We start from the raw sequence: 19,235 nt of genomic DNA, 5'->3' as shown, positions 1-19,235 counted from the left end.
CGGCGGTATGGCACGTTTGGCTGAAAGATCACAAGCTAAGTACAGTATAATCCTAATTTAGAGTGCCGTCAATGCGCGGCTGGCGGAGAAGCGTTAGAAGGGGACTGGTGATCCAGTCCCCTTTCAATTGCCGCAGAAGTCATTGAATCTCCTGCTCCAGACCATCGAACTCCGGCGCGGAGAAAAACTGGCCCAGGGTGATGCCCAGGCCGTCGCAGAGCTTTTTGATGGTGATGATGGAGACCTGTCTCCGCCGCGGGTCCATCATGCTGTACACCGTGGAAGGGGTGACGCCGGAACGCGTTGCCAATTCGTTGAATTGAATATTTCGTTCCCGGCAGAGCGCCGCGAAGCGGGCCGCCACGGCATCCTTCACCGTCATGTCATCCCCTCTTTCCGCCCTTTTCCCCGGCGGCGCACACGCGGATATCCGTGCCGCCGGAGGGGCTATTGCAGTTCCTGTTCCAAAGCGTCGAACTCCGGCGCGGAGAAAAACTGGCCCAGAGTGATGCCCAGGCCGTCGCAGAGCTTTTTAATGGTGACGACACCAGGATTTTGACTATTTCCATATAAAATGCTTTTGAGCGTAGAAGGGGAGACCCCAGAGGAAGTAGCCAACTTGTTTATGGTCCACCCGGTCTCTTCACACAGTTTTATCAGACGAAGGGCAACGGCTTTCCGTGTTTCCATGGGTCCACCTCCTACTTTTTGCTAAGTCTAACCGAAACTATTGCAAAAAGTGGGCGAAATATGATACTATAGTCGATATATAAACTACTTGGGAGGAGCCTATTTGAAAATCTGCGGTATAGTAGGAGAGGGCTGGACGGGGCCAGGTCCCTGGCAGGAGGGCGGCTGCCCGGCGCTGCTGGAGAAGCTGCTGGCACTGGCGGCGGAGGGTACTTTTGGATCTCCATGGACCGGGGGGTGGCCCTGTGGTCCGCCAGGGCTCTGCTGGCCCACCGGGAGGCCGCCGGCGGCACCTACCGGGTACACTGTCTGCTGCCTTGGGAGGAGCAGGCGGCGGACTGGGCGGAGCGGGTGCGGGAGGTCTGGTTCGACACGATCGCGGCCTGTGACCGGGAGCATCTGCTGGACCGGCACCGGGACGCCGGGACTTTGAACCGCCGGGACCGGTTTTTGGCGGAGGCCTGCGGCTGCCTGTTGATGGCTTGGGGCGGCGGGGACGTGGAGCTGGGCAAAACCCTGGGAGTTGCCCTGAGCCGGGGCGTGCCAGTGATGGAGCAGGCGGCGGAGTGAGAGGCGGAAAAATCGTCGCCACCCCCCTTGCGCGGGCGGGAAAATGATGATAGAATGCTCCCCGTGAAAGAGGAGAGATGTCATGTATCGCTACATATTTTTTGATTTGGACGGCACGCTGACGGATTCCAAAGAGGGGATCTTCAACTGCCTGCGCTACGCCTTTGAGAAGCTGGGGGCGCCGGTGCCGCCGGAGGAGACGCTGGTTTCGTTCATCGGCCCGCCCCTCCAGGACTCCTTCCAGCGCTTCTGCGGCTTTGACCGGGAGCAGGCCCGCCGGGCCATCGGGTACTTCCGGGAGCGCTACGCCGCAAAGGGCCGGTTTGAAAACGCCGCCGCCCCGGGGATGCCGGAGCTGTGCGCCCGGCTGAAGGACCAGGGTTACGTGCTGGCGCTGGCCTCCTCCAAGCCGGAGGAGATGTGCGTCCCCATCTGTGGGCAGTTCGGCTTCACCCCGTCGCTGGAGGTCATCACCGGCAGCCCGCCGGTGGGGGACTGGGACAAGTCGGACGTGATCCGGGAGACCATGCGCCGCCTGGGCCTCACCGAGGCGGACAGGGACGCCGTTTTGATGGTGGGGGACCGGAAGTTCGACGTGCTGGGGGCCGCCGCCTGCGGCATCGGCTGCGTGGGGGTGGAGTTCTTCGGCTACGCCGCCCCCGGGGAGCTGGCGGACGCCGGCGCCGTGGCGGTGGTGCAGACGCCGGAGGCGCTGGAGGCGTTTATCCTGGCCCACTGAGCGGAGAAAGTCTTAAAATAGAACCCCCCGGCCGCCTAAAAAGAGGCGGCCGGGGGATTTCTGTTTCCCGGGGGAGGAGTCAGCTTTTGGCGCCCACGATGGCGGCCAGGGTGGTGCCCGGGCCGGTGAGGTCCAGGGACATCACCGGGTCCACCGGCACCGCCAGGTACATGTTGTTGCCGTAGACGAAGGCGCCGGTGGTGACGGCGATGACCTTGCCGTAGGCGTTCAGCAGCGCGCCGCCGCTGCTGCCCTGGGAGGTGTCGGCGGTGTTCATAATGCAGGGCTGGGCGTACCGCTCCACCACCCGGTCCGTGGCGCTGACGATGCCGGAGCTCACCGCCAGGCCCAGGCCCAGAGGGTTGCCCAGGGTGTACACCGTGTCGCCGGCGAAGACGTCGGCGGTGCCCGCCACATCCAGATAGGCGAAGGCGGAGGTGTTGATGCCGGCGGTGGACTTTTTGCCGATCCGCAGCACCGCCAGGTCCATGTCGGGGTCGTACCACAGCACGGATTCCACGGGGTAGCTCTCCCCGGTGGCCAGGGTGATGACGGCGTGGATTTTATTGTCGATGGCGTGGTAGTTGGTGACGGCGATGCCGTCGGCGGAGATGAAGAAGCCGCTGGCGTTGCTGGCCGGGGTGTTTTCCAGCACCTCCCGGTCCGTCTCAAAGGAGGACAGGCAGAAGACGGCGGCCATGTGCCGGTCCGCGATCTGCCGGGCGGTGAGGGTCTCGGTCAAAAGCCCCAGGGCGTTGGCCGCAGAGCGGGTGCACACCCCCTGGGCCACCAGCTTTTCGATGACGGTGGAGCTGCCGTCCTTGTAGGGGAAGGACAGGGCGTCCGCCGCCATCGCAAACAGGTCCGCCTGGGTCAGGGCGCCGTCGTAGGTCCGGGCGGTGAGGCCGATGTGCCGGGCGAAGAGGGCGGCGCCGCCGACGGTGAAATCCCCGGCCTTGTCGCTGTACCCCAGCATCCGCAGCAGGAAGGTGCTCCACCCGTCGGCGCTGATGGGATCGTCGGGGCGGAAGGAGGTGACGGTAACGCCGGAGACCCACTTCTGGTGGGCGGCGTAGGTGACGGCGGTCTCCGCCCAGGCGGGGACGTCCCGGAAGCCGGAGATCCACAGATCGCTTGCCGCGGCCTGCTCCGCCGCCGCCAGCCGCACCAGCAGCACGGCGGCCTGGGCCCGGGTGGCGGGGGACTCCAGATCCCGGCCGGGGATGTCGTCCAGCAGATTCAGGGTGGAGAGGGTGTCCGCCGCCCGGGCGGCCTCGCCCTCCAGGCCGGCGGCTGCGGGAACTGCGCCCACCAGCAGGACCAGGGCGCAGAGAAGCGCAAAGAGTTTTGTTTTCATGGGTAGGTGCCTCCAATGTTAAAGTGTGTCTATTCTAACACCGCCGCCGCCGTCTGACAAGCACTGCCGTCATGGATTTTCTGGAAGGGGTCCTGACTGGACAGGACCGGGGAAATCTGATACAATGCGGTCATCAAGCGAGGAGGTGGGCGTGTTGGCGGAGCGGATTGCCAAAGACCTGTGGCGGCTGGACATTCCCCTGGTGGGGAACCCGCTGAAAAATTTGAACAGTTATCTGCTGCTGGGGGAGCGGAGCCTGCTGGTGGACACGGGCTTTCGCCAGGCCCCCTGCCGGGAGGCCATGGAGCGGGAGCTGGCGGAGACCGGCGTGGACCGCTCCCGGCTGGACATCTTTCTCACGCACCTGCACAGCGACCACACGGGCCTTGCCCCGGAGCTGGTCCGGCCGGGGGGGCGGGTGTTCATCGGCCGGGCCGACGGGACGCGGATGCTGGCCACCCAGAGCCCGGAGGCCTGGCAGAAGACCTACGCCGGCTACGCGGCGGAGGGCTTTTCCCAGGAGGAGCTGGCGGGCTTGTGGGACAGCAACCCCGCCAAAAACGCGGGGCCGGTGGCCTACGGGGACTATGTCTTTCTGGAGGATGGGGACACGCTGTCCTACGGCGGCCACACCCTGCGGTGCCTGCTGACGCCGGGGCACACCCCGGGGCACCTGTGCCTCTACGACCCGGAGGCCCGGTGGCTCTTCTCCGGGGACCACGTGCTGTTCCACATCACCCCCAACATCTGCCGCTGGAACGGCGTGGCGGACTCCCTGGGGGACTATCTGGAGAGCCTGAAGCGGGTGGGGGCGCTGCCGGTGGAGCTGCTGCTGCCCGCCCACCGGCAGGAGACCGGGGACCTGCGGGCCCGGACGGAGGAGCTGGCGGCCCACCACGCCCGCCGCATCGAGGACGCCATGGCGGTGGTGGCGGCGGAGCCGTGGCTGACGGCCTACGAGATCGCGGGCCGCATGGCCTGGAGCATCCGCTGCCGGGACTGGGCGGACTTCCCCCTGACCCAGAAGTTCTTCGCCGTGGGGGAGGCATTGTCCCACCTGGACTACCTGACGGCCCGTGGCCGGGTGGAGCGCCGGGAGCGGGACGGACGGTTTTTCTACGGCCCCGCCGGAGGCGGCGGCATCCAAGTACAGTAAAGGAGATTGCTGAAATGGAACTGAAAGACATTCTGAGCAAGTGCGACCACACCCTCCTCAGCCAGACGGCCACCTGGGAGGAGATCCGGGCCCTCTGCGACGACGGGATGCGCTACGGCTGCGCCAGCGTGTGCATCCCCGCGTCCTATGTCCGCCAGGCCGCGGACTACACGGCGGGCAGGCTGCCCATCTGCACCGTGGTGGGCTTCCCCAACGGGTACGACACCACCGCCGCCAAGTGCTTCATGGCCGCGGACGCCGTGGACAACGGCGCGGCGGAGGTGGACATGGTCATCAACCTGGGCTGGGTGAAGGACCGGCGGTGGGACGACCTCCTGGCGGAGATGCGGGCGGTGAAGGACGCCTGCAAGGGCCGGCTGCTGAAGGTCATCATCGAGACCTGCTTCCTCACCGAGGAGGAGAAGATCAAGCTCTGCGAGCTGGTCACCGCCTCCGGCGCGGCGTATATCAAGACCTCCACCGGCTTCGGCGGGGGCGGCGCCACCCGGGAGGACGTGGCCCTTTTTGCCGAGCACGTGGGGCCGGAGGTGAAGATCAAGGCTGCGGGCGGCATCTCCAGCTTACAGGACGCGGAGGACTTCATCGCCCTGGGGGCCTCCCGTCTGGGCACCAGCCGGGTGGTCAAGGCCGTGAAGGCCATGGAGGGCTGAGAGATGGGAACGCCCCACAATGAGGCGGCCCAGGGGGCCTTTGCCAAAACTGTGCTGATGCCCGGGGACCCGCTGCGGGCCAAATTCATCGCGGAGACCTTCCTCTCCGGCGCCGCGCTGGTGAACAACGTCCGGGGCATCCAGGGCTGGACCGGCACCTATCGGGGGACGCCCGTCTCCGTGATGGCCTCCGGCATGGGGATGCCCTCCATCGGCATCTACTCCCACGAGCTGTTCCACGTCTACGGCGTGGACAACATCCTCCGGGTGGGCAGCGCCGGGGGCATCTCCCCCAAGCTGCGCCTGCGGGACGTGGTGATGGCCCAGGGGGCCTGCACGGACTCCCGCTACGCCCACCAGTTCGGCCTGCCCGGCACCTTCGCCCCCATCGCGGACTTCACCCTGCTGGAGACCGCCGTGGCGGTGGCCCGGCGGATGGGGGTGGAGCCCCCGGTGGGCAACCTCCTCTCCTCCGACGTGTTCTACAACCACGCCGGGACCACCCTGGACTGGGGGAACATGGGGGTGCTGGCCGTGGAGATGGAGACGGCGGCCCTGTACTGCAACGCCGCCGAGGCGGGGAAGCGGGCGCTGAGCATCTGCACCATCTCCGACAGCCTGGTGACCGGGGAGGAGCTGTCCCCGGCGGAGCGCCAGACCTCCTTCACCCAGATGATGGAAATCGCCCTGGGGACGGCGGTGGAGATGGAGAACAAGCCCCTGTGAAGGGGGGAAAAGACCGTCCGGAGGCGACGGTCTTTTTCCTTTTTTACCAAAATTTTAACGAACCGAAAACAATCGGCCGATTCGGTTGAAATTGGGGGGGAGAGTTGGTATAATGGACCCAACCTGCAAGGGTTGGACCTCTGGTTCGCCGGGGGTTAAAAATTTGGAAGGAAGGTAAATCCAATGAAGAAGTTTCTTGCGCTGATGCTGGCATTGGCCATGTCCCTGTCCCTTGCGGCCTGCGGCGGCAACAAGGAGACCCCCCCTGCTGGAGACGGCACGCCCGGCGGTGACGCAGAGCCGGAGGCCTCCGCCTACAGCGTGGCCATGATCACCGACTACGGCGATATCACCGACGAGTCCTTCAACCAGACCACCTACGAGGCCTGCAAGGAGTACTGTGAGGCCAACGGCATCCCCTTCAACTATTTCAAGCCCGCCGGTGACTCCACCGCCGAGCGCGTGGCCATGATCGAAAAGGCCGCGGACGAGGGTTACAACATCATGGTCATGCCCGGCTTCGCCTTCGGCGGCGCCGTGGTGGAGGCCGCGCCCGACTATCCCGACGTGAAGTTCGTGGTGCTGGACGTGTCCAAGGGCGACTATCTGGAGGCCGGCGTGGCCGCCGCCGGAGAGTCCTACGACTACAACCCCGACAACTGGGATCTGAGCAAGTACGCGGATTTGAGCAACGTCTACACCATGATCTACCAGGAGGAGCTGTGCGGCTATATGGCCGGCTACGCCGCCGTGAAGCTGGGCTACACCCACCTGGGCTTCCTGGGCGGCATGGCCGTCCCCGCTGTGGTCCGCTACGGCTACGGCTTCGTCCAGGGCGCTGACGCCGCCGCGGCCGACGCCGGCGCGGACGTCACCGTGGAGTATGTCTACGGCAACCAGTTCTCCGGCGACGCCGACATCACCGCCTATATGGACAACTGGTATCAGACCCTGGGCGTCCAGGCCGTGTTCGCCTGCGGCGGCAGCATCTACACCTCCGCGGCCGAGGCGGCCGCCAAGGTGGACGGCGCCAAGGTCATCGGCGTGGACGTGGACCAGGCCGCCATCATCGACGCCTACGGCGAGGGGATGACCATCACCTCCGCCATGAAGGGCCTGGCCTCCTCCACCAAGGACGCCCTGGCCCAGATCATCGAGCAGGACAACTGGAGCGCCCTGGCGGGCCAGATCGCCAACCTGGGCCTGGTGTCCGGCGACGACCCCACCGCCAACTTCGTCCAGCTGCCCATGGAGACCACCCAGTGGGGCGACGGCTTTACCCAGGACGACTACAAGGCCCTGGTGAAGGCCATGTATGACGGCACGGTCACCGTGTCCAACGACACCTCCGCCATGCCCGCCGCCGCCATCACCGTCAACGATCACGGCAGCATCAAGTAAATCCAAACCATCGTGCCAAAGAGGACGGGAAATCTCCCGTCCTCTTTTTTTCGCGAAAGTGGAATTAGTCTTTGAAATATGCGCCGGCTTATAGTAAAATGAAATCATCTTGTAAGCAAATTGACAGAAGAGGGAGGTCGTGACCTTGGAGCAGTCCTATGCCATCGAAATGCTGCACATCACCAAGCGCTTCCCGGGCATTGTGGCCAACGACGATATCACGCTGCAATTGAAAAAAGGCGAGATTCACGCCTTGTTGGGCGAGAACGGCGCCGGAAAATCCACGCTGATGAGCGTGCTGTTCGGCCTGTACCGCCCGGAGGAGGGCACCATCAAAAAGGACGGCCGGGCGGTGGAAATTCGGGACCCCAACGACGCCAACGCCCTGGGCATCGGCATGGTCCACCAGCACTTCAAGCTGGTGGAGTGCTTCACCGTCCTGGACAACATCATCATGGGCGTGGAGCCCTGCCGGTACGGCTTCCTCCAGAAGAAGGAGGCCCGGGAGAAGGTGGTGGCCCTCAGCGAGAAGTACGGCCTCCACGTGGACCCGGACGCCATGGTGGAGGACATCACCGTGGGCATGCAGCAGCGCACCGAGATTTTGAAGATGCTGTACCGGGAGAACGAGATCCTGATCTTCGACGAGCCCACCGCCGTCCTGACCCCCCAGGAGATCGAGGAGCTGATCCAGATCATGCGGAACCTGGCGGCGGAGGGGAAGTCCATCCTCTTCATCTCCCACAAGCTCAACGAGATCATGGAGGTGGCGGACCGCTGCACCGTCCTGCGCAAGGGCCGCTACATCGGCACGGTGAACATCGCCGAGTCCTCCCGGGAGGAGCTCTCCCGGATGATGGTGGGCCGGGACGTGGACTTTGTGGTGCACAAGGGGCCCGCCAAGCCCGGCAAGGTGATTTTGGAGGTGGAGGGCATGACGGTGGCCTCCAAGTCCCACAACAACAACGCCGTCAAGCACGTCTCCTTCTCCGTCCGGGAGGGGGAGATCGTCTGCATCGCCGGCATCGACGGCAACGGCCAGACGGAGCTGGTCTACGGATTGACGGGGCTGGAGCCGCTGAAGGAGGGGAAGATCACCCTGGAGGGCCGGGACATCACCCGGGCCTCCATCCGGGAGCGGTCCACCCAGGGCATCAGCCACATCCCCGAGGACCGGCACAAGTACGGCCTGGTGCTGGACTACACCCTGGAGGACAACATGGTGCTCCAGCGGTACTTTGAGCCCCAATTTGTCTCCAAGGCGGGCTTTTTGAAGCGCAAGGCCATTCGGGACTACGCCGCCGCCCTCATCGGGCAGTACGACGTCCGCTCCGGCCAGGGCCCCGTCACCCCGGCCCGCAGCATGTCCGGCGGCAACCAGCAAAAGGCCATCGTGGCCCGGGAGATCGACAAGGACCCGGAGCTGCTGATCGCCGTCCAGCCCACCCGGGGCCTGGACGTGGGCGCCATTGAGTACATCCACCGCCAGATCGTGGCCCAGCGGGACGCCGGCAAGGGCGTGCTGCTGGTGAGTTTGGAGCTGGACGAGGTGATGGCCCTCAGCGACCGCATTTTGGTGATCTACGAGGGCGAGCTGGTGGGCCAGCTGGACCCCAAGACCACCACGGTGGAGGAGCTGGGGCTGTACATGGCCGGCGCGAAGAGGGAGGAGGTCTGAGGCAATGAAGAAGAATTCATCGTCCCTGCTGCGCAACGGCGCCGTCCAGTCCCTGCTGGCGTCGGTGCTGTGCATTCTGCTGGGATTGTTCATCGGCTACATCGCCCTGCTGGCCATCAACCCCGCCGGCGCGGGGGCGGCCATCCGGGCCATCGTGGAGAACTTTTTGACCTATTCCCGGCCCAGCGCCCAATTGAAATACCTGGGCGCCACCCTGGTGAAGACCGCGCCGCTGCTGCTGTGCAGTTTGTCGGTGCTCTTCGCCTACAAGGTGGGCCTGTTCAACATCGGCGCCGCCGGGCAGTACGTGGTGGGCGCGGGCGCCAGCCTCTACTGCGCCCTGGCCTGGGGCATGCCCTGGTACGTGTGCCTGCTGGCGGCGGTGGCCGCCGGTGCGCTGCTGGGCGCCGTCTCCGGCATGCTGAAGGCCTACTGCAACGTCAACGAGGTCATCTCCTGCATCATGCTGAACTGGATCAGCCTGTATCTGGTGAACACCCTGCTCAGCCGGGTGAAGGAGGCGGCCAGCCCCTACACGCTGACCCTGGTGAGCACCAACCCCGGCGCCCTCCTGCCCACCATAGGGCTGGAGGAGCTGTTGAACAACCAGTATGCCACCGTGGCCCTCCCCCTGGCGGTGGCCGCGGCGGTGGTGATCTGGGTGTTGCTGGAGAAGACCAAGCTGGGCTATGAGCTGAAGGCCACCGGCTGCAACAAGTTCGCCGCCCGGTACTGCGGCATGAAGGAGAAGAAGAACCTGATTCTCACCATGGCCATCGCCGGGGGCCTGGCGGCCCTGGGCGCGGCGCTGCTGTACCTCACCGGGTTCGAGCAGTGGCAGTGCACCCAGTCCTCCGTCCCCGCCATGGGCTTCAACGGCATCGCCGCCGCCTTCCTGGGCGGGCTGAGCCCCCTGGGCGCCATCCTCTCCTCCTACTTCATCCAGCACATCACCAACGGCGGCGCCTATGTGGACAAGACCATGTACTCCGCCCAGATCTCCGACTTCATCTCCGCCCTCATCATCTACCTGTGCGGCTTCGTGCTGTTCTTCAAGTACGCCCTCAACAGCCGCCTGGACCGGCGGGAGGAGAAAAGGGCCCGGGCCGCCCAGGCGGCGACTGAGAAAGGAGGGGACGCGGAATGATCCTCCTGCTGCAATATACGCTGATCTTCGCCTCCGTTCTGATGCTGGTGGCTCTGGGCGGGTGCTTCTCCGAGCACTCCGGCGTCATCAACATCGGCCTGGAGGGCATCATGGTCATGGGCGCCCTGGGCGGCGCGCTGATGATGAAGTTCCTCCCCGGCACCACCTCCGCCCCGGTGATGCTGCTGGCGGTGGTACTGGCGGCAGTGGCCCTGGGCGCGGTGTACTCGCTGCTGCTGGCGGTGGCCGCCGTCAACTTCAAGGCGGACCAAACCCTGGTGGGCACCGCCATGAACCTGCTGGGCACCGCCGCCGCCACCGTGTTCGTCAAGGCCATGAACACCGCCGAGAGCGTGGACAATGTGTCCTCCGTTATCCAGTATATCGAGGCCAAGAAGGCATTTTTGGTGAACATCGGCGGCTTTGAGTTCAACTGGTTCATGCTGCTGGCCCTGCTGGCCCTGGCCGCGTCCTACGTCACGCTGTACAAAACCCGCTTCGGCCTGCGGCTCATGGCCTGCGGCGAGCATCCCCAGGCGGCGGACAGCGTGGGCATCAACGTCTACAAAATGCGCTACGCCGGGGTGCTGATCTCCGGCGTGCTGGGCGGCCTGGGCGGCATTGTGTACATCACCGCCGGCGTCAGCGAGTGGAAATTTGAAAACGGCGTGGCGGGCTTTGGCTTCCTGGCCCTGGCGGTCATGATCTTCGGCCAGTGGAAGCCCACCCGCATCGCCCTGGCGGCGCTGCTGTTCGGCTTTTTCCGGGCGCTGGGCAACGTGTACACCGGCTTCGATTTCCTGAAGGCCCTGGATCTGCCCAGCTCCGTGTACAACATGCTGCCCTATATCATCTCCCTGGTGGTGCTGGCCTTTACGTCCCGGAAGTCCCGGGCCCCCAAGGCCGAGGGTATCCCCTACGATAAGGGACAGCGCTGAGACGATACAATTTGTAGAATGCCGCCGCAACAATCCCCTCCGTTATCGGACGGAGGGGATTGTTGCGGCGCGGAAAAGGATGGTTTTATGGACGCCGCACTGGTAAAATCCGCGATTTTGATCTTTTTGATTCTTTTGGGATACCTGCTCAAGCGGGCGGGCCTCTTCAAGAAAGAGGACAGCAAAATCCTCTCCAACATCATGCTGTACGTCACGCTGCCCGCCGTGCTGGTAAACGCCTTTCGGGATTTTACCATAGACGCCCGCCTGCTCTCCTTCGCCCTCATCGGCCTGGCCGCCGACGCCATCTTGGTGACGGTGGGCTGGAGGGTGGGGAGAAAGGAGGCGCCGGGGGTCCGGGCCATGTACATGATCTGCATGTCCGGGTACAACATCGGCAGCTTCGCCATCCCCTTTGTGCAGAACCTGTTCCCCGGGCAGATGATGGAGGCCATCATGTTCGATATGGGTAACTCCATCATGAACTGCGGCATCATCTTCTCCCTGGCCGCCATGCAGGTGCACCCCGACGCGAAATTCAGCCTGAAGGCCTTGGGAAAGACCCTGTTCTCCACCTTCCCCTTCGACCTGTACGTGGGGTTGCTGCTGCTGAGCTTGTTCCACTTCCGCTTCCCGGCCCCCATCTATCAGCTGGCGGATACGGTGGCGGGGGCCAACGCGGTGGTGGTGATGCTGATGCTGGGCATCATGTTCGAGGTGAAGCTGGCTCCGGACGCCCGCCACCAGGTGCTGGGCATCGTCACCGGCCGGGTGGCCACCACGGCGGCCATGGCGCTGGCGCTGTTTTTCCTGCTGCCCTTCCCGGTGGAGCAGCGGGTCATCGCGGTTTTGCTGGTCTGCGCCCCCATCAGCGGCATGGCTACGGTGTTCTGCGGCAAGCTGGGCTGCGACCCCAGCGTGTACGGCACCGCCACCTCCCTGACCATCCCCGTCAGCATCGCCGTGATGCTGGGCATCTCGCTGATCTGAGCGGGAGCTGGGGCCGCCTGCCCTGGGAAGCGACCGGGCACGGATCAGGAGGGTTGCGTCCCGTTGCCGCTGTTTTCCCTGTGGCAGACGATCCTTCCGTCCCGGGAACGGTTCTGAAAGCGCCTGGGCGTGGTTTCAGGAGAACTGCCGTCCCGCCGCTGGCTCCCTGCGGCGAATGATCCCCCGCCCTGGGGCTGGCTCCAAAAGCGCCCGGGTACGGGTTCAGGATGGGGGTGTCCCGCCGCCCCGCCGCCTCCGTCTCTCTGCGGCGGAGGCCCCCCTACTTGCGTGCCGGGAGAGTTCCCCGGCGCATACGCCGGGGAGAATCAGCGGATGGCCTTCGCCGCTGGGACGGCGATTTCAGCAAGCCCAGGCAGGGGCGGGAACCTTCGTTCCCGCCCCTGCCTTCGTTCGGTGTCAGGAGGCCCCGCCCTCAGAGAAACAGCATCCCCCCCGCCGCCAGCAGGGCGGAGAGCAGGCCCTGGAGGGCCTTGCCCCGCAGACAGGCCCCCAGGGGCAGTCCGCTGCCGTCCAGCACCGCCGCCGTCTGGCACAGGACGGACAGCCCGCCCCAGCCGCTGCAAAAGGCGGCGATGACGAAGCCCAGGCGGTCCGGCGCCAGCAGGGGTGTCAGGGAGAACAGCTCCACCGCGCCCACCAGCGCCGCCCCACCGCCTTCAGCGGGCTGACCAGCACATAGAACAGCACCACGAAGGCGCAGACGGACAGCATCCCAGACGCGGCGCCCCGCACCGCCTCCACAAAGGCGGAGGAGAGGGAGACGGCCCGGCAGGGGAAGGTCCTGGCCGGCACCCGGCGGGCGGGCCGCTTGCCGCCGCCCCGGAAACAGAGCCCCGTCAGCAGCACGGACAGCACGTGGATCAGCCACAGCCAGATCCCCGCCCGCACGTCCCCGAACACCCCGGCCCCCAGCACGCTGACCAGAAACACCGGGTTGGAGTTGTTGCAGAAGGCCAGCAGCCGCTCCGCCTCCTCCGCCGTCAAAAGGCCGTCCCGGTACAGGTCCGCCGCCGTCTTGGCCCCAATGGGGTATCCCCCCACCAGCCCCAGCAGCAGCGCCGAGCTGGCGCAGCCCGGCAGGCGGAACAGCGGCCCCATCAGCCCCGCCAGGTGGGGGGAGACCCACTCCCCGAAGCCCAGGGCCACCAGCAGGCCCGACACCGCCATAAAGGGAAAGAGGGCGGGAATCACCGACTGGGCGCACAGCGCCAGGGCCTCCGCCGCCGCGGCCCGAACCCGCCCCGCGTCCGCCAGGAACCAGATCAAAAGGCCGCACAGGACCAGGCAGGTGTCCGCCCGCCGCCGCTTTCTCATACGCATCACCCCCAGAGCCTATGCCCGCCTCCGCCGCCGTATGCCCGGCAAGTTTTCGCCGCCCGCCGCATAGAGTTGCACGGGGTGAAGCAAGCATGGAGAGAAATCGAAGAGAAAACAGTGTGCTGACCACGGTGGCGGAGCTGTTCGACCTGCCCGCGGACGTGGTGGCGGGCCTGCCCCGCCTGGAGATGGTGGGCAGCCGCCAGCTGTATGTGGAGCACCACGCGGGCATTCTGGCGTACAGCGAGGCCCAGATCGACGTGAACACCGCCGCCGGGGTCCTGCGGGTCCGGGGGGAGGGGCTGAGTCTGCTGGCCATGACGGCGGAGGAGCTGCGGATCGGCGGGCGGATCGCCGCCGTGGAGTGGGTGAGGTAGCGCGATGCTGAACGAGCTGGTAAACCGCCTGCGGGGGCAGGTCCGGGTGCGGGCGGAGTGCGCCTTTCCGGAGCGGGTGCTGAATCTGTGCGGCGCCCGGGACCTGGCCTTCTGGGATTTGAAGTGGGAGTCCCCCACCGCCTTCACCTGCCGGCTCTCCCGGCGGGACTGGCACGCCCTGCGCCGGGCGGCAAAAAATCTGGACTGCGCGCTGACGGTGGTGGGCCGGGAGGGGGCGCCCTACTTCCTCTTCCGCTTCCGGGGCCGCCGGGCGCTGCTGGCGGGGCTGACCCTCTGCGCCCTGAGTCTGTTTTTCGGCTCCTTTTTCGTCTGGGAGTTTCACGTGGAGGGCAACCAAACGGTACCCACGGAGGAGATTCTCCGGGCCCTGGAGAAAAACGGGGTCCATCTGGGCTCCTTCGGCCTGGCCCTGGACGGGGAGGACATCCGCAACCACGTGCTGCTGGACGTGCCGGGGCTGAGCTGGCTCACCGTCAACGTCTCCGGCTTCCGGGCCAACGTCCAGGTCCGGGAGCGCATCCCGGCGCCGGAGCTGGTGGATGAGCGGACCCCCACCAACGTGGTGGCCCGGCGGCCGGGGATGGTGCTCCAGGTCCAGGCCCTGGACGGCGTGGCCGCCGTGCTGAAGGGGACCACCGTGACGGAGGGGCAGCTCCTCATCTCCGGCGTGGAGGACACAGACACCTTCGGTGCCCGGGTGCTGGCGGGGATGGGCAGCGTCACCGCCCGGACCTGGTACAGCCTCACCACCGCCGTCCCCCTGACGGCGGCGGAAAAGCAGTACACCGGCCGGGAAAAAACCGGGGTCTCCCTAGTTTTCGGCACCCACCGGGTAAAATTCTTCACAAACAGTAGCATCGAAGGGGCGGAATATGATAAAATAACCACCAGAACCCCCTGGAGAGTGCTGGGGCTGCCGCTGCCCGTGGCACTGGTGACGGAGACCTGGCGGTTTTACGAGACGGCCCCGGCGGAGCGGGACCAGGCGGAGGCCCAGGCCGACGCCGAGCAGGTGCTGACGGCCTATCTCCACAGCCTCGTGGACCCCTACGGCACCGTCCGCTCCACCCTCTGCACCAGCCGCCGCCGGGGGGACACCCTGCTGGTGACGTTGTCGGCAGAGTGCGAGGAGCAGATTGGCCGGCAGGTCCCCATTTTAACGGAAGAACCGGACGCGTGACGCCCGACGATACAGGAGTGAAAAAGCGTTGGAACAGAGAATCAGCATTGAACGGCTGGAGCAGGCAGTCAACATCTTTGGGTCCTTTGATGAGAACATCCGCCTTTTGGAGCAGGAATTCGGCGTCACCGTGGTGAACCGGGACGGGGAGCTGCGGGTGGACGGCGAGCCGGAGGACACCCTGCTGGCGTGCAAGGCGGTCCAGGCCCTGCTGACCCTCTCCTCCCGGGGAGAGGCCATCGGGGAGCAGAACGTGCGCTATGTCATCGGCCTGGTGCGCAGCGGGAAGGAGGCCCAGATCACGGAGCTCACCGGCGACGTGCTGTGCATCTCCGCCAAGGGCCGGCCGGTGAAGCCCAAGACCATCGGGCAGAAGGAGTATATCGCCTCCGTACTGAACAACACCATCACCATCGGCGTGGGCCCGGCGGGCACCGGCAAGACGTATCTGGCGGTGGCCGCCGCGGTCCAGGCCTTCCGGGACAAGCAGGTGAACCGCATCATCCTCACCCGCCCGGCGGTGGAGGCGGGGGAGCGGCTGGGCTTTCTGCCCGGCGATCTCCAGAGCAAGGTGGACCCCTACCTGCGGCCGCTGTACGACGCCCTGTTCGACATGCTGGGGGCGGAGACCTACCAGAAGTACCTGGAGCGGGGCAACATCGAGGTGGCTCCCCTGGCCTATATGCGGGGCCGCACACTGGACGACAGCTTCATCATCCTGGACGAGGCCCAGAACACCTCCCGGGAGCAGATGAAGATGTTTCTGACCCGGCTGGGCTTCGGGTCCAAAATCGTCATCACCGGCGACGTCACCCAGATCGACCTGCCGGACGGAAGGGCCTCCGGATTGAAGGAGGCCATGCGGGTGCTCCGCCGGGTGGAGGGCATCGGCATCTGCGAGCTGACCGACGCGGACGTGGTGCGCCATGTGATGGTCCAGCGGATCGTGAAGGCCTACGAGGACTACGAGACCGCCAAAACCGGTGGGAAAGGGCGAAAATAATGGCCAAAAAACACTATATACCGGTCACTGCCGACGTGCCCGGCGCCGCCAACGAGCGAAACTGCGCCCTGATCCGCAGGGTGATCCGCACCGCCCTCCAGGCGGAGGGGGTGGACGTGCCCTGCGAGGTGGACGTGCTGCTGACCGGCGACGAGGGCATCCGCCGCATCAACCGGGACATGCGGCAGGTGGACCGGCCTACGGACGTTTTGAGCTTTCCCGAGTTCACCCTCCGCCCCGGGGAGCGCCCGGAGGCGGAGGACGCGGACCCCGGCACCGGTTTGGTGCCCCTGGGGGACATGGTGATCTCCATGGAGCGCGTGGCGGCCCAGGCCAAGGAGTACGGCCACCCCAACCGCCGGGAGCTGAGCTATCTGGTGGTCCACTCTGTGCTCCACCTGCTGGGGTACGACCATCTGGACGAGGGGCCCCAGAAGCGGCAGATGCGCACCCGGGAGGAGGCCATCCTCTCGGAACTGGGCATCGGCCGGACGGAAGGGGACGGCGCCGGGGAGCACTAACCCGGGACGGGCCCGGCGCATAGACTGGTCCGAGGTGATCGGAATGGTAATGCTGCAAGACGGGCTCCTTGCGTTCTTCTCCGCCGTGGGGCTGACCACAGTGGTGTGGCTGGTGGCGGGGGCGGTGCTCCATGCGGGGCGCCCCGCCGTGCCGGGCCTGCTGCTGGTGCTGCCCCTGCGGGGGGAGGCCCTGGCGATGGAGGCGGATGTGCGGGAGCTGCGCCGGGTGCAGGGCCGCCTGCCCGGCGCGAAAATCATCCTGGCGGACTGCGGGCTGACGAAAGACGCCCGGGCCCTGGCCCAGTATCTGGCGGACCGGGAGAAAAACGCGGTGCTGATCGACCCGGAGAAATTTCACGTGGGGGGACCGCGCCCCTGAAAGAGGAACTGCATGGAAGAGCTGACCGCCTGCGAGGGCACGGTACATAGCCTGATTTTTCAAAACGCCGAAAACGGCTATACGGTTCTCCGGCTTTTGACGGAGGAGGGCGAGGTCATCACCGTGGTGGGCTGCATCCCCTGTGTGGCCCCCGGGGAGCACCTGGCGGTGTCCGGCGTGCGGGAGCAGCATCCCCAGCACGGGGAGCAGGTGCGGGCGGTGGAGCTGGAGCGGAGCCTGCCGGAGGATGAGGAGGAGATTTTCAGCTACCTCTCCTCCGGTGTCTGCAAGGGCATCGGTCCCGCCACCGCCCGCAGCATGGTGGACCGGTTCGGCGCCGCGGCGCTGGACGTCCTGGAGCGGGAGCCGGAGCGGCTCACCACGCTGAAGGGCATCACGGCGAAACGGGCCCAGGAGATGTCCGCCGCCTTCCGCCGGCAGATGGGGCTGCGGCGGCTGATGGCCTTTCTGGCCCAGTACCAGCTGCCCACGGTGCTGGCCATGCGGCTGCGCCAGCAGTACGGCGACGCGGCGCTGGAGATGGTGCGGGAGAACCCCTATCTCCTCTCCGGCGACGACTGCGGCGTGGCCTTCTCCGTCACCGACGAGATCGCCATGGGCATGGGCTTCGACATGGGCTGCGAGGCGCGGCTCCAGGCGGCGGTGACCTTTGAGCTGAGCCACAACGAGAACAACGGCCACGTCTTTCTCCCCCGGAACAAGCTGGTGTCCGCCACCTGCCAGCTGCTGAACTGCCCGGAGGAGCTGGTGGAGCAGGCGTTGGACAACCTCATCGACCGGGGGACGGTGTGCCGGGAGCAGGTGGCCAACGTGGAGGCCTGCTACCTGCGCAGGCTGTGGGAGGCGGAGACCTCCGTCTGCGCCCGGCTGAACCAGCTCTTGGCGGCGGAGGCGGACGAGAGCCGCCAGGCGGAGCGGACCGTGGCGGAGATTGAGCGGGAGCAGGGCATCACCTATGCGCCCCAGCAGCGCCAGGCGGTGGAGCTGGCGGCCCGGCGGGGGGTGCTGATCCTCACCGGCGGCCCCGGCACCGGCAAGACCACCGCCGTCCGGGGCATCGTGGCCCTGCTGCAGCGGATGGGGCTGGACATTCTGCTGGCGGCCCCCACCGGCCGGGCGGCCAAGCGGATGAGCGAGCTGACGGGCATGGAGGCCCAGACGGTCCACCGCCTGCTGGGCATGACCTGGAGCGAGGCCACCCGCCAGGTGACCTTCCAGAAGACGGAGAAGGAGCCGCTGGAGGCGGACGCGGTGATTGTGGACGAGATGAGCATGGTGGACCTGCCGCTGTTCGCCGCGCTGCTGCGAGCCCTGCGGCCGGGGACCCGGCTGGTGCTGGTGGGGGATGCGGACCAGCTGCCCTCCGTGGGGGCGGGGAACGTGTTCTCCGATCTGATCCGCAGCGGGCGGGTGGAGACGGTGTTTTTGCGGGAGGTGTTCCGCCAGGCGTCCGAGTCCGCCATCATCCGCAACGCCCACGCGGTGAACCTGGGGCAGCCGCCTCAGCTGAGCAACGACCAGGGGGACTTTTTCTTCCTCTGCCGCCGGGACGCGGAGCGGACGGTGAGCACTGTGGTGGAGCTGTGCAAAAGCCGCCTGCCGGAGAAGATGGGGGTGCCGGCGGACCAGATCCAGGTGCTGACCCCCACCCGGAAGGGCCCCAGCGGCACCATCCGGCTGAACCAGTGCCTTCAGGAGGCGCTGAATCCCAAGCGGGCGGACCGGCGGGAGCTGGTCTGGGGCGAGCGGCTCTTCCGGGAGGGGGACCGCATCATGCAGACCCGGAACGACTACGACGTGGTGTGGGAGAAGGCGGACGGCACCGTGGGCACCGGCATGTTCAACGGCGACGTGGGGCGCATCGCGGAGATTGACCCTTCCGGGGAGTGGCTGCTGATGGACTTCGACGGGCGCACCGCCGTCTATGGCGCGGAGATGCTCAGCGAGGTGGACCTGGCCTACGCCCAGACGGTCCATAAGGCTCAGGGCAGCGAGTACCGCTGCGTGGTGCTGGCGGCCATGCCGGCGGCCCAGTCCCTGATGGTCCGGGGGGTGCTGTATACCGCCCTCACCCGGGCCCGGGAGCTGCTGATCGTGGTGGGGGATGACGCGGCCATCCGGGCCATGGCGGAGAATGACCGCCAGCAGAAGCGGTACTCCGGGCTGCGGTGGCGGTTGGCCCACAGCGGGGAGTGAGCGGGCAGGGGAGACTGCCCTGCCTGGCCGGAGGGAGAGTGTGTTTCGGCCGGAGAGATTGCCCGCCGTCGGGCGGGGACTTTTCGCACCACGGGACGGGGAATCCGCGCCCCATGCGCGGGGAAGGAAGGCCCGC

21 protein-coding genes are annotated in these 19,235 nt (G+C 66.3%); 16 read left to right on the top strand and 5 right to left on the bottom strand.

Going from position 1 to position 19,235, the window contains the following annotated elements; genetic code table 11:
• Window positions 1-139: 139 nt before the first annotated feature.
• A complete protein-coding gene (locus tag QZS21_RS04360; RefSeq protein ID WP_295580688.1) occupies window positions 140-382 on the bottom strand; it encodes a helix-turn-helix domain-containing protein in 243 nt (80 codons plus the stop codon).
• Window positions 383-447: 65 nt separating this feature from the next.
• A complete protein-coding gene (locus QZS21_RS04355) occupies window positions 448-690 on the bottom strand; it encodes a helix-turn-helix domain-containing protein (protein ID WP_295580686.1) in 243 nt (80 codons plus the stop codon).
• A 225-nt stretch (window positions 691-915) separates the two neighbouring features.
• On the opposite strand from QZS21_RS04355, the gene QZS21_RS04350 reads away from it, so the two are divergent.
• On the top strand, window positions 916-1,260 hold the full coding sequence (locus QZS21_RS04350; RefSeq protein ID WP_295580684.1) for a hypothetical protein: 345 nt from the start codon (window positions 916-918) through the stop codon (window positions 1,258-1,260).
• 82 nt (window positions 1,261-1,342) lie between these two features.
• The gene (locus tag QZS21_RS04345; protein WP_295580682.1) at window positions 1,343-1,999 is read left to right on the top strand and encodes an HAD hydrolase-like protein; all 657 of its coding nucleotides are present in this window, start codon (window positions 1,343-1,345) and stop codon (window positions 1,997-1,999) included.
• Between the two features lie 79 nt (window positions 2,000-2,078).
• Here the strand turns inward: QZS21_RS04345 and QZS21_RS04340 are convergent, their stop codons facing one another.
• Window positions 2,079-3,356 carry a S1C family serine protease gene (locus tag QZS21_RS04340; protein WP_295580680.1) on the bottom strand — a complete coding sequence of 426 codons (1,278 nt, stop codon included), beginning with the start codon at window positions 3,354-3,356 and terminating at the stop codon, window positions 2,079-2,081.
• 124 nt (window positions 3,357-3,480) lie between these two features.
• Between QZS21_RS04340 and QZS21_RS04335 the strand changes: the two genes are divergently transcribed.
• The 8 genes from QZS21_RS04335 (at window position 3,481) to QZS21_RS04300 (ending at window position 12,063) form a co-directional block, all read left to right on the top strand.
• Window positions 3,481-4,512, top strand: a complete 1,032-nt coding sequence (locus QZS21_RS04335) for an MBL fold metallo-hydrolase (RefSeq protein WP_295580678.1) — start codon at window positions 3,481-3,483, stop codon at window positions 4,510-4,512.
• A gap of 14 nt (window positions 4,513-4,526) precedes the next feature.
• On the top strand, window positions 4,527-5,183 hold the full coding sequence (deoC, locus tag QZS21_RS04330; RefSeq protein ID WP_295580675.1) for a deoxyribose-phosphate aldolase: 657 nt from the start codon (window positions 4,527-4,529) through the stop codon (window positions 5,181-5,183).
• Window positions 5,184-5,186: 3 nt separating this feature from the next.
• Window positions 5,187-5,909 carry a purine-nucleoside phosphorylase gene (deoD, locus tag QZS21_RS04325; protein WP_295580673.1) on the top strand — a complete coding sequence of 241 codons (723 nt, stop codon included), beginning with the start codon at window positions 5,187-5,189 and terminating at the stop codon, window positions 5,907-5,909.
• A gap of 183 nt (window positions 5,910-6,092) precedes the next feature.
• The gene (locus tag QZS21_RS04320) at window positions 6,093-7,310 is read left to right on the top strand and encodes a BMP family protein (RefSeq protein ID WP_295580671.1); all 1,218 of its coding nucleotides are present in this window, start codon (window positions 6,093-6,095) and stop codon (window positions 7,308-7,310) included.
• Window positions 7,311-7,479: 169 nt separating this feature from the next.
• Complete coding sequence (locus QZS21_RS04315) at window positions 7,480-8,988, top strand: ABC transporter ATP-binding protein (protein ID WP_295580706.1); 1,509 nt, start codon at window positions 7,480-7,482, stop codon at window positions 8,986-8,988.
• Window positions 8,989-8,992: 4 nt separating this feature from the next.
• A complete protein-coding gene (locus QZS21_RS04310) occupies window positions 8,993-10,135 on the top strand; it encodes an ABC transporter permease (protein WP_295580669.1) in 1,143 nt (380 codons plus the stop codon).
• A complete protein-coding gene (locus tag QZS21_RS04305) occupies window positions 10,132-11,073 on the top strand; it encodes an ABC transporter permease (RefSeq protein WP_295580667.1) in 942 nt (313 codons plus the stop codon). Before QZS21_RS04310 ends, QZS21_RS04305 begins: the two co-directional genes overlap by 4 nt.
• A gap of 87 nt (window positions 11,074-11,160) precedes the next feature.
• A complete protein-coding gene (locus QZS21_RS04300; protein WP_295580665.1) occupies window positions 11,161-12,063 on the top strand; it encodes an AEC family transporter in 903 nt (300 codons plus the stop codon).
• A gap of 433 nt (window positions 12,064-12,496) precedes the next feature.
• On the opposite strand, the gene QZS21_RS04295 is transcribed toward QZS21_RS04300, so the two are convergent.
• Window positions 12,497-12,721 carry a hypothetical protein gene (locus QZS21_RS04295; protein ID WP_295580663.1) on the bottom strand — a complete coding sequence of 75 codons (225 nt, stop codon included), beginning with the start codon at window positions 12,719-12,721 and terminating at the stop codon, window positions 12,497-12,499.
• Entirely contained in the window at window positions 12,694-13,404 is a 711-nt protein-coding gene (locus QZS21_RS04290) for a nucleoside recognition domain-containing protein (RefSeq protein WP_366557574.1), read from the bottom strand. The genes QZS21_RS04295 and QZS21_RS04290 overlap by 28 nt, the downstream gene beginning before the upstream one ends.
• Before the next feature lie 116 nt (window positions 13,405-13,520).
• Between QZS21_RS04290 and QZS21_RS04285 the strand changes: the two genes are divergently transcribed.
• The 6 genes from QZS21_RS04285 to QZS21_RS04260 are packed head-to-tail and all read left to right on the top strand — an operon-like array spanning window position 13,521 to window position 19,099.
• A complete protein-coding gene (locus QZS21_RS04285) occupies window positions 13,521-13,778 on the top strand; it encodes a YabP/YqfC family sporulation protein (protein WP_295580659.1) in 258 nt (85 codons plus the stop codon).
• A gap of 4 nt (window positions 13,779-13,782) precedes the next feature.
• Complete coding sequence (locus QZS21_RS04280) at window positions 13,783-14,979, top strand: sporulation protein YqfD (RefSeq protein ID WP_295580657.1); 1,197 nt, start codon at window positions 13,783-13,785, stop codon at window positions 14,977-14,979.
• A 28-nt stretch (window positions 14,980-15,007) separates the two neighbouring features.
• Window positions 15,008-15,982 (top strand): PhoH family protein, encoded by a 975-nt coding sequence (locus QZS21_RS04275; RefSeq protein WP_295580655.1) that lies wholly within the window; start codon window positions 15,008-15,010, stop codon window positions 15,980-15,982.
• Window positions 15,982-16,503 (top strand): rRNA maturation RNase YbeY, encoded by a 522-nt coding sequence (gene ybeY / locus QZS21_RS04270; protein WP_295580653.1) that lies wholly within the window; start codon window positions 15,982-15,984, stop codon window positions 16,501-16,503. Before QZS21_RS04275 ends, ybeY begins: the two co-directional genes overlap by 1 nt.
• A 43-nt stretch (window positions 16,504-16,546) precedes the next feature.
• Window positions 16,547-16,882 carry a hypothetical protein gene (locus QZS21_RS04265; protein WP_295580651.1) on the top strand — a complete coding sequence of 112 codons (336 nt, stop codon included), beginning with the start codon at window positions 16,547-16,549 and terminating at the stop codon, window positions 16,880-16,882.
• Window positions 16,883-16,894: 12 nt separating this feature from the next.
• The gene (locus tag QZS21_RS04260) at window positions 16,895-19,099 is read left to right on the top strand and encodes an ATP-dependent RecD-like DNA helicase (protein WP_295580649.1); all 2,205 of its coding nucleotides are present in this window, start codon (window positions 16,895-16,897) and stop codon (window positions 19,097-19,099) included.
• The last annotated feature ends 136 nt before the right edge of the window (window positions 19,100-19,235 follow it).

Origin of the sequence: uncultured Oscillibacter sp. (genome assembly GCF_900544955.1) — a bacterium.
Taxonomy (GTDB): Bacteria; Bacillota; Clostridia; order Oscillospirales; family Oscillospiraceae; genus Oscillibacter.
This window is presented reverse-complemented; position numbering and strand designations above follow the sequence as displayed.